Origin of the sequence: Xanthomonas sp. F10 (genome assembly GCF_014206815.1) — a bacterium.
In the GTDB taxonomy this organism is placed as follows: Bacteria; Pseudomonadota; Gammaproteobacteria; order Xanthomonadales; family Xanthomonadaceae; genus Xanthomonas_A; species Xanthomonas_A indica.
In genome coordinates this window covers 1,084,699-1,097,876 of record NZ_JACHNP010000001.1, presented here as the reverse complement: position 1 = coordinate 1,097,876, position 13,178 = coordinate 1,084,699, and the positions used below count along the sequence as shown (strand labels likewise).

General features: G+C 63.9%; 9 protein-coding genes. 2 read left to right on the top strand and 7 right to left on the bottom strand.

The window, feature by feature from the left end:
• Positions 1–127: 127 nt before the first annotated feature.
• The 6 genes from FHR56_RS04860 to folD all read right to left on the bottom strand — a co-directional run bounded on the left by FHR56_RS04860 (position 128) and on the right by folD (position 9,418).
• A complete protein-coding gene (locus FHR56_RS04860) occupies positions 128–880 on the bottom strand; it encodes a Fis family transcriptional regulator (RefSeq protein WP_160947798.1) in 753 nt (250 codons plus the stop codon).
• Positions 877–3,978: an N-6 DNA methylase gene (locus FHR56_RS04855; protein WP_221441926.1), complete on the bottom strand. Its 3,102-nt coding sequence runs from the start codon at positions 3,976–3,978 to the stop codon at positions 877–879. The genes FHR56_RS04860 and FHR56_RS04855 overlap by 4 nt, the downstream gene beginning before the upstream one ends.
• Positions 3,979–4,039: 61 nt before the next feature.
• On the bottom strand, positions 4,040–4,561 hold the full coding sequence (locus FHR56_RS04850; protein ID WP_160947800.1) for a hypothetical protein: 522 nt from the start codon (positions 4,559–4,561) through the stop codon (positions 4,040–4,042).
• Between the two features lie 511 nt (positions 4,562–5,072).
• The gene (gene guaA / locus FHR56_RS04845) at positions 5,073–6,638 is read right to left on the bottom strand and encodes a glutamine-hydrolyzing GMP synthase (protein ID WP_160947801.1); all 1,566 of its coding nucleotides are present in this window, start codon (positions 6,636–6,638) and stop codon (positions 5,073–5,075) included.
• Between the two features lie 126 nt (positions 6,639–6,764).
• On the bottom strand, positions 6,765–8,222 hold the full coding sequence (guaB, locus tag FHR56_RS04840; protein WP_160947802.1) for an IMP dehydrogenase: 1,458 nt from the start codon (positions 8,220–8,222) through the stop codon (positions 6,765–6,767).
• A gap of 284 nt (positions 8,223–8,506) precedes the next feature.
• Positions 8,507–9,418 carry a bifunctional methylenetetrahydrofolate dehydrogenase/methenyltetrahydrofolate cyclohydrolase FolD gene (gene folD, locus FHR56_RS04835; protein ID WP_160947803.1) on the bottom strand — a complete coding sequence of 304 codons (912 nt, stop codon included), beginning with the start codon at positions 9,416–9,418 and terminating at the stop codon, positions 8,507–8,509.
• Between the two features lie 50 nt (positions 9,419–9,468).
• Between folD and FHR56_RS04830 the strand changes: the two genes are divergently transcribed.
• Together FHR56_RS04830 and FHR56_RS04825 are read left to right on the top strand one after the other, a co-directional pair.
• Positions 9,469–9,765: a DUF1244 domain-containing protein gene (locus tag FHR56_RS04830; protein WP_017913743.1), complete on the top strand. Its 297-nt coding sequence runs from the start codon at positions 9,469–9,471 to the stop codon at positions 9,763–9,765.
• Positions 9,766–9,767: 2 nt separating this feature from the next.
• Positions 9,768–10,541, top strand: a complete 774-nt coding sequence (locus tag FHR56_RS04825; RefSeq protein WP_160947804.1) for an alpha/beta fold hydrolase — start codon at positions 9,768–9,770, stop codon at positions 10,539–10,541.
• A 288-nt stretch (positions 10,542–10,829) separates the two neighbouring features.
• Here FHR56_RS04825 and FHR56_RS04820 read toward each other — a convergent pair whose 3' ends face one another.
• A complete protein-coding gene (locus FHR56_RS04820) occupies positions 10,830–12,680 on the bottom strand; it encodes a monovalent cation:proton antiporter-2 (CPA2) family protein (protein WP_160947805.1) in 1,851 nt (616 codons plus the stop codon).
• Positions 12,681–13,178: the final 498 nt, after the last annotated feature.

Genomic DNA, 13,178 nt, shown 5'->3' with positions numbered 1-13,178 from the left:
TTTCCAGAGAGCGCACACCTGAACGACCCTGCAGTTCTTCTCCAGAACCCTCATTGCACGCACTCCGAACCACCCCGAAACCACCCTGGCTCACGTATCTCAGGGAGTCTTTCCCCATGTGAGCACATTAATTGGGCACGCCGATGGAGGAAGCGGTCTTCCGCTTCAACGTGGTAGTCGGGTAACCAAAGCTAAAGAAAAAGTGCGAGACTCGGATTGTTCCGTGCGTTGGCGCAAGCGCTGCTTCACGCTCATGCTCGGTATCAAAATCGGCGTAAGCAAAAAGCGTGGACGGCCGCGAATAGGTAAGACCAGCTGCTGTTTTGCGCAAACGCAATGTCTTCGCCAAGCCCTCATCCTCCAGGGCAGTCCGGATTGGGGGCACCACCTCAATTTCCGGATCGAGTAGAACTCCTACCATGGCCGCCACTGCTTGGCGGCGACTATATATACCTGTTACAAACCGGCCGAGGCCTTCTTTTTTTAGATAATGGTCGCGATGCTTTTTCTGGCGACCCAAGCGCTTGAACTCAAACACAAGCTTAATGCCTTGTAAAGCGTCGTTCCATCCATACACGATATCTGTTCTGCGTTCCTCGATCATCGCGCCCGTTACTGGATCAAAATCACCGATGATATCTTCCGCGGCCCACATGCCAAGCAGTCCACGCTGTCGAGCAACATGATTCTCCACATAGACCTTCAAGCGTTTTGTGAGCGCATCTTCTTTGGTCTTTGGATTGAATTCTGGCCGCGGCCTTTGTGCCAGTTCCATCCACCCCTGTCGCAAGGCCTCCACGGCTTCGGTGGCCGGCTGGATAGGAAAAGCCGCAAGCCAAGCCGCAGGGGGAGACTCTAATGGGGCGGTCACTGACGTCATGTCATCTCCACTCTCTTCTTTCCAGAGGATTGCGCTTGCACATTGCGCACAATGTGTTCAGCATCCCGGTGAGCCTGTCTACGGGTCCAATTCCGCCGGGCAAGAGGGCGCACAAGGTATAGGGACTCGTCGATCCACAGATGCACATCTGGTATAAGGTGCAGGAAATCGCCAGACTGGATCAAGCGCAGCCCGAGACGCTGAAGTTCGGCTAACGTTGCGAGCACCAGTTCATCGTTAATCTTGGCGCTGACCTCCGGCTCATCGGTGGGTCTCTGCATATAGGAAACGCGCACAATGCCTGAAGGCCCAGCGCGCCGGGGATCGCTAGCAATGACATCAATCCCAAACTTCCCTTGGCCGCGTGTTTTTGTACGCCAAGCCGTTAATGCTTCCGCGAGTGCATTGGCATAGATATTAAAATCGTCAGCCTTAACACGATGCTGTGCCGGGGTATCCAAACTCTTGAAACTACGCGGCCGCACTGAGGGCATTAAGACGTCCACGGTTTCTCGAACCAGCAATTGTTCTTCAGCCGTGAGTCCAAAATACGTAAATATCGCGTGGTCGAGTTCACCACGCAACGCTTCATATCGAGGCACCTGCTCCAGATCCGAGAGCGAGGCAAGCTCGTTCATCCGAATTCGAACCGTGCGCAATGCAGCGTAAGCCGCCTTAGGATCAGGAGCGGCATCGGGAGCGAAAAAGGGGAAGGTTTCTACGTCGCTCAAATGCACACCGTTGCGCTCGCAAAGCATCTTCCAACCGCGCAACATTAGGAAATAGCGTGCTAGCGTCGAGCGTAGGTAGACCGCGACGAACTGCAATAACGCTGCGTCTTCCTTAGGCCCCGCAATTACACCAATGCTATGAGTGAACGAAGCGGGACCTTCAAAGTACACAGCCCGAACGTTCTGTTCATCCTTGGAAAAGCCATCCGGGAATAACACGCGCGGCCCGTCGAAGACCTTTAGGATTTCCGGCCCCAAGCCTACGACGGTTTTGTGTTGCACAGGCCACTCGGCAAGCAACTCGGGGTGCAGGACCGGCGAGCCCAACCGCAAGGCAGCGATCGGTACATGCTTCCTTCCACGAAGCACACCAGCGTCAACAGCCTCACGGCTCTTGTCCTGTAAGTGAATGCCTTTACGGTACACCCAGCGGCGGAACTCTTTGGGGCCGCGCCAGAAATCGGCAAAAGTCCCTCGCAGAGTCAGCCTAGTCCAGATAGCCAAATCATTTGCGTCACCCCACATCATCGCAACCAGCAGCTGCGGGTCCTCCGCCACTGCACGAGTCTGCAGTGTGTGGCGATCGGCAGACTGCATCGTCAACCTGCCCAGGGCGAGACTCAAATCGGCTTTGGGAACCAGGTAGTCGAAAGTTTCGTCGAATGGAACGTGATTGCCGAGCTCGCCACCGCGACGCTCTCCAATGAAGACATGGCAGGTGTTCTCTGCCGTAGGAAACAGCAGACCTTGAAGATCACCGAAGTTGATCAGTCGCAACGGGCGGTAGTTGCGTAAGGTGTGGGCCACGAAATTAGCATTTGAAGCTGAAGCGCCAAGGAACTGGCCGATCGGCAGAATGAGGCACACGCGACCGCCCTCCGACAGGAACTCGCGGGCCCGCAAAACGTATGCGCCCGCTATCTGCCGCCGAGCGAAAGGCACGCTCGCCCGCTTCGCCCAGTCGTCGGCTGAAGTGCGCGCGTCCCCTTCAGGCTCGGCCCATGGCGGGTTAGAGATGATCAATGTGAAGCGGCGACTATGAAACGCGTGAGAGTTACGAAAGAAATCCCCTCGCACTTTGCCATGAGCCAAGTTGGTATCGCTCAAGGAAGGCAGCTTGGTACCATCACGTTCCTGAGCCTCAAGGATATCCTTTGGATCGAGTCCTTCCAACAGCGACAGATAAAGACTGAAAGCCGTGACACGGCATGCCATAAAATTGACATCAGCACCAAAAATGCTGTGCACCAATAATTCACCGCGCTCGGCGAATCCAAGTCGCCCCCCCCTCTTTGCTTCTGACAGAGCGATAAGGCGACGGTAAGCAGTGGTGAGTAGGATGCCAGAACCGCACGCCCCGTCGAAGATGATCTCTGCCAGGGGATCCGGAGACGCCAATAAGGCCTGGTCAACTGCAAGCATTGCCAGATTGCGGGGTGTGTAATACGCCCCCTCTTTTGCCTGCTGCTCGGGCGTAAGAAATTTCTCATACAAACCGGAAAGCAGCTCCACTGGGATGTAGCTGAAATCATAGTTCCAGAAATCACCCTGCCCGCTTTCCATGTCAGTACGGCTAAGAAATTGATTCAGCAGCGTAAAGCCCTGGTCAGCTAGTGCCATCCAGGGGTCATGCCGATCATCTCCCATGAAGTCGCCGTTGAAGTCCCTTCGCAAACGATCCACCAGATTACGAACACCCTCGCGATCCATTGTTGCGACCAATTCGTGGAGCGCGGTCACGCGGCGACGCTCGCGGTACGTCGCCCCGACGATCTCGCGATGCTCTAGGTACGAAATGAATAATACTTGCCCCATGAGCAGTTCAGCCAACCGCCTGCGCGTGGCGATGGATCCGTTGCCACGAAGTCCCTCGCCAGCGAGCTTACTCACTGTCACCGACAAATTGGCTAACAGTTTACGATCGACTCGCGCCTTGACGTCGAACCACTTCGGCAATCTGCGCGACAAGTTGGCCGTTGCGACATCCAAGGCGGAAAACGGCCCATCAGGTCTCGCGTCATCTAGTCGCAGCCGTTGTTCGGCCTGAAGCTTTCGCGCTGGCAGGGCAATCGCCTCTGCGCCCTTCAGCTCAATCACAACCGTTGCAAGGTTCTGATTCCAGATGCGCTTGCGCACATCATCGAGCTTCTGCGGAGACAAGGGTCCTTCTTCGCCCACAAACACCACGGTCGGCACGCCTTCGACATCGAAAACAGCCTGCGCCCGGATTGCTCCATTTGGCTTCAAAAGACCCGATATCTCCATAGCATACGGGTGCTCGGCCGGAACTTTCGCTCCGCGCACATGAAGCGCTGCGGGGTCGGCCAAATAGCCGAGCCTGTCGAGCCATTGCTGCACAGAGACCATCGTTACACCCCCAACCATGCGAGTCCGGGCAGAAGTATCCGACGGCCGACATGTTGGAAACTCATGCCGAGCGCCTCTGCTTACGAGCATTGGCCGCCTTCAACGATCGCGTTACTGCTCGCACTGGAGAGAGAGAGAACAGATCCAGCTGTCCCGCCGCCGTCGCCGCTGCTGCGTCAGGTAACGCGAATCCGTCCCTGATGATGGCTAGATGCGGGTCAAGATGAATCAGAATGGTATCTCCGACCGGCAGAGACGTCTGATCGTCAAGCAGCGACAACTCACCTTGCCACGTCAGCGCTAGGCGCCGCCCCCATAGGGCGATAAAGGATGTTGAGTGCAACACCTTGCGCAGCCTTGTGAAGTTTTCTTTGTGAAATTGAAGCTCGACACCGAACTGGTGACGCAGCAGCAAAGCCAGTCGCAAGACAAGAACAGTCTGCCAACTAAATTGTGCAGGCGAGCCCTTCTGCCGTGGCCGCACATCGGCCGGCACAAGTGCACGACGACTGGTCCACTCGCGCAGCTGTTCTGTTGAAAGACCAGTGAGCTGCGAGGCGACTGGGGTCGGCACTAGGCGCATCACAGGCTCCTTCGGCAGGGTTGTAGGTCGGGTACTATACCCGATCTGCGCCCAAGATCGGGTGCCCCACCCGACCTTCACGTTCATTTCATTACCCGCGAGACGTCGATTGTTGCCACGCCTCCCCCGGCCTCACCGAAAGCAAGCTTCCAAGGATCTTCTCTGGATACGGGCGTTGGTCAATTTCGAGTGAAGCGCTCTGAGAGTGCGGGACCGAGCAAAGCTGCCGAACATAGCAACGCAAAGCTGGAAATTAGGCCCACCGCAGGCGAAGTGGAGTGCTTCGGCGAGTGCGGGGAAGCTGCGAGCCGCAAGTGTCAGGGCGGGCTTTGGGAATCTACAAACACCACCGGCGTTCCGGCTGCGGACCCGATCGGCAACTGCTTTTGCGCCCCGGGTCTCACGATCATGGCAGTGGGCACTTCGTCCTGGGCATAATTGATCTGCACGCGTTCGCCCAGGCCTTCGTGAATTTTTCGACAGCTGGCGATAGTCCGCGAAGGACGTCAACTCACTCCCACTCGATCGTCGCCGGCGGCTTGCCCGAGATGTCGTACACCACCCGCGACACCCCCCGCAGTTCGTTGATGATGCGGTTGCTCACCGTGCCGAGGAAGTCGTACGGCAGGTGCGCCCAGTGCGCGGTCATGAAGTCGATGGTCTCCACCGCGCGCAGCGCGATCACCCACTCGTAGGCGCGGGCGTCGCCGACCACGCCGACCGACTTCACCGGCAGGAACACGGCGAAGGCCTGGCTGGTCTTGTCGTACAGGTCGGCCTTGCGCAGTTCCTCGATGAAGATGGCATCTGCCTTGGCCAGCAGTTCGGCGTACTCGCGCTTCACTTCGCCGAGGATGCGCACGCCCAGCCCGGGGCCGGGGAACGGATGGCGGTAGACCATGCTGCGCGGCAGGCCGAGTTCGACGCCCAGGCGCCGCACTTCGTCCTTGAACAGTTCGCGCAGCGGCTCGACCAAGCCCAGCTTCATGTGCTCGGGCAGGCCGCCGACGTTGTGATGGCTCTTGATGACGTGGGCCTTGCCGGTCTTGCTGCCGGCCGACTCGATCACGTCGGGGTAGATGGTGCCCTGCGCCAGCCACTTGGCGTTGCGGAGCTTGTTCGACTCTTCGTCGAAGATCTCCACGAACAGGTTGCCGATGATCTTGCGCTTGGCTTCCGGGTCGCTGACGCCGGCCAGCGCCTGGAAGTAGCGGTCGGCGGCGTTGACGCGGATGACCTTGACGCCCATGTGCTCGGCGAACATCGCCATCACCTGGTCGCCTTCCTGCCAGCGCAGCAGGCCGGTGTCGACGAACACGCAGGTCAGCTTGTCGCCGATCGCCTTGTGCAGCAGTGCGGCGACCACCGACGAATCCACGCCGCCGGACAGGCCGAGGATGACCTCGTCGTCGCCGACCTGGGCGCGCACGCGGGCGATCTGGTCGTCGATGATATTGGCCGCGGTCCACAGCGTGGCGCAGCCGCACACGTCGACCACGAAACGGCGCAGCAGGGTCTGGCCCTGCAGGGTGTGGGTGACTTCCGGATGGAACTGCACGCCGTACCAGCGCTTGGCTTCGTTGGCCATGGCCGCGACCGGAATGCGGTCGGTGACGGCGGTGATGGTGAAGCCCGGCGGCACCTGCGACACGTGGTCGCCGTGGCTCATCCACACGTTCAAGCGCGAGGCGCCTGCGTGATCGGTCAGCCCGGAGAACAACGCGTCGGCGGCCACCACCTCGACTTCGGCATGGCCGAACTCGCGCTGATCCGCCGCCTCGGTGGCGCCACCAAGCTGCGCGGCCAGGGTCTGCATGCCGTAGCAGATGCCGAAGATCGGCAGGCCGCTGTCGAACACTTCCTGCGGCGCAGCCGGCGCACCCGGCAGCGTGGTCGATTCCGGGCCGCCGGAGAGGATGATGCCCTTGGCGCCGAAGCCGGCGATCTCGGCCGGATCGTGGTCCCACGCCCAGATCTCGCAATACACGCCCAGTTCGCGAATGCGCCGCGCGATCAACTGCGTGTACTGCGCACCGAAATCGAGGATGAGGATCTTGTCGCTGTGGATGTTGGTCATTGGGGCCGGGATTGGGGATTCGGGAGTCGGGATTCGCAACAGCGGGGGGCCGCGCTGCACACGGCCGCTGGAGACGCGGCGGGCGACGAATCCCCAGTCGCGAGTCCCCACTCCCGCGCATGGGCATCAGCCCATGCGGTAGTTCGGCGGTTCCTTGGTGATCTGCACGTCGTGGACGTGACTCTCGCGCTGGCCGGCACCGGTGATGGTGACGAACTTGGGCTTGGTGCGCATGTCCTCGATGGTGGCGCAGCCCACGTAGCCCATGGTCGCGCGCAGGCCGCCGATCAGCTGGTGGATGATGCCGCTGAGCGGGCCGCGGTACGGCACGCGGCCTTCGATGCCTTCCGGCACCAGCTTGTCGGCGTCGGAGGCGTCCTGGAAGTAACGGTCCTTGCTGCCCTTCTCCATCGCGCCCAGGCTGCCCATGCCGCGGTAGCTCTTGTAGCTGCGGCCCTGGAACAGTTCGACCTCGCCCGGGGCTTCCTCGGTGCCGGCGAACAAGCCGCCGACCATCACCGTGGAGGCGCCGGCGACCAGCGCCTTGCCGATGTCGCCGGAGTAGCGGATGCCACCGTCGGCGATCAGCGGGATGCGGTCCTGCAGTGCCTCGGCGACCATGTCGATCGCGGTGATCTGCGGCACGCCGACGCCGGCGACCACGCGCGTGGTGCAGATCGAGCCGGGGCCCACGCCGACCTTGACCGCGTCGGCACCAGCGTCCATCAGCGCCAGCGCGGCGTCGCCGGTGACGATGTTGCCGCCGATCACCTGCAGCTGCGGATAGGTCTTCTTGACCCAGGCCACGCGCTCGATCACGCCCTGCGAATGACCATGCGCGGTATCGACGATGACCACGTCCACGCCGGCCGCAGCCAGCAGTTCCACGCGCTGTTCGGTATCGCCGCCGACGCCCACCGCGGCGCCGACCAGCAGCCGCGTGGCGGCATCCTTGGCGGCGTTGGGGTTGTCGGTCTTCTTCTGGATGTCCTTGACCGTGATCAGGCCGCGCAGCTCGAAGCCGTCGTTGACCACCAGGATCTTCTCGATGCGGTGGCGGTGCAGCAGCTGCAGCACCTCCTCGTCGCTGGCGCCTTCGCGCACGGTGACCAGGCGATCCTTCTTGGTCATGATGTGGCGGACCGGATCGTCGAGCTTCTTCTCGAAGCGCATGTCGCGGCTGGTGACGATGCCGACCAGCTCGCTGCCGTCCACCACCGGCACGCCGGAGATGTTGCGGGCGCGGGTGAGTTTCAGCACCTCGCCGATGGTGGTCTCCGGACCGACCGTGAACGGCTCGGTGATGACGCCGGCCTCGAACTTCTTGACCTTGGCCACTTCGGCGGCCTGCTGCGCCGGGGTCAGGTTCTTGTGGATGATGCCGATGCCGCCGAGCTGGGCCATGGCCACCGCCAGGCGGTGCTCGGTGACCGTGTCCATCGCGGCCGAGAGGATCGGCAGTTTCAGGCGCAGGTCGCGGGTCAGCCGGGTTTCCAGGCTGACGTCCTTGGGCAGGACGGTCGAATGGGCGGGGACGAGCGAGACGTCGTCGTAGGTGAGAGCTTCAGCCTGGATGCGCAGCATCGGCGGACCCGAGTGTGGGGAAGCGCGGCATTTTAACGCATTGGGGCGGGGATTTGGGAGTCGGGAGTGGGGATTCGTCAAGACGGCCCCTGCGCAGTCGACCGTTTGCTTGGCTGTCAAATGGCCGATTTTGACGGCCCGCCGGCCGCGATTCGCCCCGGACAAGCCGGGCATGCGCTTTGCTGTTGCCTTTAACGAATCCCGAATCCCGAATCCCGAATCCCCAATCCCGGCCACTGCCTTTAACGAATCTCGAATCCCGACTCCCCAATCACGCGCAGCCCTCAACGAATCCCCACTCCCGAATCCCGACTCCCCGCCGCCTCAGCGGCCTCGATGGTGTTCTGCATCAGCGTGGCCACGGTCATCGGCCCCACCCCGCCCGGCACCGGGGTGATCCAACTGGCGCGCTGCGCCGCCGCGTCGAAGCCGACGTCGCCGACCAGGCGGCCGTCGTCCAGGCGGTTGATGCCGACGTCGATCACCACCGCGCCGGGCTTGACCCACTCACCCGGGATCAGCCCCGGCCGGCCCACCGCCACCACCAGGATGTCGGCGTCGCGCACCCGCGCCTGCAGCACCTCCGGCGGGGTGAACTTGTGGCAACAGCTGACCGTGCAGCCGGCGATCAGCAGCTCCAGCGCCATCGGCCGGCCGACGTGGTTGCTGACGCCGACGATGGTGGCGTTGCGCCCGCGCACCGGCTGATCGGTGTGCGCCAGCAGGGTGACGATGCCGCGCGGCGTGCACGGGCGCAGACCGAATTCGCGCAGCGCCAGGTGGCCGACATTCTCCGGATGGAAACCGTCCACGTCCTTGCGCGGATCGATGCGGTGGATCAGCCGGCTGGCATCGGGGATGCCCGGCAGCGGCAACTGCACCAGGATGCCGTGGATCTTGGGATCGGCATTGAGCCGGTCGATCAGCGCCAGCAGGTCGGCTTCGCTGGTGCCGGCCGGCAGGTCGTAGTCGAACGCCTCGATGCCGACCTTCTCGGCCGCGCGGCGCTTGTTGCGCACGTACACCGTGGAGGCCGGATCGCCGCCCACCAGCACCACCGCCAGCCCGGGCCGCGACTGCCCGGCCGTCAGCCGTGCGTCGACCCGCGCCTTGAGCTGGTCGAGCAGGTCGTCGGCGATGCGCCGCCCGTCGAGGATGCGGGCCGGGACGGAGAAAGCGGGCGCGGAATCGGTCATCGGGGCGGGCGGGTGTAGAGTCGGGGATGTCCATTGTCCCCGATTCCGCCATGACCGACACCACCCGCATCGAGGCCGCCGCCTTCCGCCGCCTGCTGCAGCACCTCAACCAGGACCGCCCCGACGTGCAGAACATCGACCTGATGATCCTGGCCGGGTTCTGCCGCAACTGCCTGGCCGACTGGTACCGCGAGGCAGCGGCCGCCGAAGGCGAAGATCTCAGCAAGGAGCAGGCGCGCGAGCGCGTCTACGGCATGCCGTTCGCCGACTGGAAGGCACAGCACCAGGCCGAGGCCACGCCTGAGCAACTGGCCGCCTTCGCCGAGGCGCAGCGCAAGCACGGTTAGCGATGCTGCGTTACACCGCGATCGCGGCGGCCATTCTCGCCGCGGCCTATGTGGTGGTCTGTGCCCTGCTCTACCTGGGCCAGCGCGACCTGCTGTACTTCCCGCAAGGCACGCGGGTGACAGCGGCGCAGACCGATTTCACGCTGCGGCGTGGCGCGGACGTGCAACTGCGCGGCTGGCAGGTCCATCCCGGCCGCGACAAGGTGCTGCTGTACTTCGGCGGCAATGCCGAGGATCTGCGCTCCGCCCGCGCGCAGCTGCAGGCCGCCCTGCCCGACCACAGCGTCTACCTGCTCGCCTACCGCGGCTACGGCGCCAGCGACGGCACACCCAGCGAGACCGCACTGGTCGGCGATGCCGTGGCGCTGTACGACCACGTGCGCGCCATGCAGCCGCAGGCACAGATCGCGGTACTGGGCCGCAGCCTGGGCAGCGGCGTGGCCAGTCAGCTGGCCGCGCGCCGTGCGGTATCGCGGTTGGCGCTGGTGACGCCGTTCGACAGCCTGGTGTCGGCGGCGCAGGCGCACTACCCGTGGGCGCCGGTGCGCTGGCTGCTGCGCGATCGCTACGATTCTGCGCGGGCCTTGCGCGTCTATCGCGGTCCCCTGCTGATCCTGCGCGCCGGCCGCGATCAGGTGGTGCCGCCGTCCAGCACCGACGCCCTGCTCGAGGCCCTGCCGCAGCACCCGACCATGGTCGCCTTCGCGCAGGCCGACCACAACGACATCAGCGACGATCCCGCCTACATGGAGGCGCTGCAGGCGTTCTTGCGCTGAGGCTGTGCGCCTCTCGTAGGAGCGGCTTTAGCCGCGACCAGGCGCTCCCAGGAAGGCACGGTCGCGGCTGAAGCCGCTCCTACAACTGTGCGGCCATGTGCCGTCACGCTCCTGCGCTGGCTCCATCAAACGACGTCGGCAACGACCCGGCTACGTGCAGGCACTACAAGCGTTCTTGCGCTGAAGCTGGGCGCGTGCCGTAGGAGCGGTATTAGCCGCGAACAGGCGTTCCTGGAACGCACGGTCGCGGCTGAAGCCGCTCCTACACCTCCCCACCAACGGGTGCGGCTATGTGCCGTCAGGTTCCTGCGCCGGCTCGGTCACCGGCACGCCTTCGGGATTCAGCGTGCGGCTCTCGCGCCGCGGCGGGGTGAACGGGGTCGGGGTCGGCACCACTGGGGTGATGTTGCCGTACATCAGGCCCCTGCCAGCACGCACGTCGCCGGCGGCGACCTCCAGTTCCAGCCGCTCGGCATCGCGGCGGCGGATCTCGCGCGCAATGGAGCGCGCCTCGCTCTCGTCCATGCCAAGTTCGATCAGCGCGGCTTGGCCGAATTCCACCGCCGATTCGAAGGTCTCGCGGATGTGGTAGTCGACGCCGGCGGCGATCAGCTCCAGCGCGTGTTCGCGATCGTAGGAGCGCACCAGCAGCTTGGCCTGCGGGAATTCGTGCCTGGCCAGCTCGACGATGCGGTTGGCCGCCTCGCGGTTGTCGACGCACACGGCGATGGCGCGGGCGCTGTGCGCACCGGAAGCGTGCAGCACGTCCAGGCGGGTGCCGTCGCCGTAGTAGATCTTGAAGCCGAACTTGGCCGCGCTCTGGATCATCTCGATGTCGTTGTCGATGATGGTCACGTCCACGTCGCGCGCCAGCAGCGACTGGCTGGCGACCTGGCCGAAGCGGCCGAAACCGATGATGAGCACGCTTCCGGTGAGGCCGTCGGCCGCATCCACGCCCTCCATCGACGGAGCCTCCACCGGCGCCCACCGCCGGTACAGCAGCACGAACAGCGGGGTCAGCGCCATCGACAGCACCACGATGGCGGTCAGGTTGGCGTTGATCTGCGCATCGATGACGCCGGCGCCGCCGGCGGCGGCAAACAACACGAAGGCGAACTCGCCGCCCTGCGCCATCAGCACGCCGCGATCCAGCGCCTGCGCATGGCCGCTGCCGGTGAGCCGCGCCACCAGATAGATGCAAGCCGCCTTGGCGGCCATGAAGGCGAGCACGCCACTGACGATCAGCGTCCAGTTGGCCGCCACCACCGCCAGGTTCAGCGCCATGCCGACACCGAGGAAGAACAGCCCCAGCAGGATGCCGCGGAACGGTTCGATGTCGGCTTCGATCTGGTGGCGAAAGGTCGATTCGGACAGCAGCACGCCGGCCAGGAACGCCCCCATCGCCATCGACAGCCCACCGAGTTGCATCAGCAGCGCCGCGCCCAGCACCACCAGCAGAGCGGCCGCGGTCATCACCTCACGCGCCTTGGCGGCGGCCAGCAGCCGGAACAGCGGGTTGAGCAGCCAGCGCCCGGCCGCCAGCAGGCCGACGATCGCCGCGGCGCCGATACCAATGCCGATCCAGCGCGACGGCGCAGACGCGTCCGCCGGCACCGGCGCCATCCACGCCACCATGGCCAGCAGCGGCACGATCAACAGGTCTTCGAACAGCAGGATCGCGACGATCTTCTGCCCCGCCGGCAAGGCGATGTCGCCGCGCTCGCCGAGCAGTTGCATCACCACCGCGGTGGAGGTCAGCACAAAGCCGGAGGCGGCGATGAAGGCCACCGGCAGAGGAAAGCCGAAGGCCAGGCCGACCCCGGTCAGCACGCTCGCGCAGACGATGATCTGCGCGGTACCCAGGCCGAAGATCTGCTTGCGCAGGCTCCACAGGTGCGAGGGCCGCATTTCCAGGCCGATCACGAACAGGAACATGACCACGCCCAATTCGGCGACGTGCAGGATCGCCTGCGGATCGGAGAACCAGCCCAGGCCGAACGGCCCGATCGCCAGGCCGGCGGCGAGATAGCCGAGCACCGATCCCAGGCCGAGCCGGCGAAACACCGGCACCGCCACCACGGCCGCGCCGAGCAGCGCCACCACCTTGATCAATTCGCTGCTGTCGGCTGCACTGGTCATGCGCCGATTCTACGCACAAGGCCGCAGCATCCCCATGGAGCGGGATACGACATGAGACGCGGCGCACTGCGTGCTGCGCGCAAGGCGCTTCTTGTGAGACATGCAGGCGGTCGCGCGCTTCGCGCCGTACCCTCACCCCAACCCCTCTCCCGCAGGGAGAGGGGCTTGAGCGTGCGCGACGCTGCTTCAGCCATCGAGACCCCTCCTCCCTTCTCCCACCGGGAGAAGGTGCCCCGAAGGGGCGGATGAGGGTACGGGTGCCGCGGCGTACGACGAAGGCCAGCGCAGGCTGGCATCGCGAGTCGCTTCGCGCCGTACCCTCACCCCAACCCCTCTCCCGATGGGAGAGGGGCTTGAGCAGCGCGACACTGCTTCAGCCATCGAGACCGCACCTACCTTCTCCCACCGGGAGAAGGTGCCCCGAAGGGGCGGATGAGGGTACGGGTGCCGCTGCGTACAACGAAAGCCAGCGCAGCCTTGCATCGCGAGTCGCTGCGC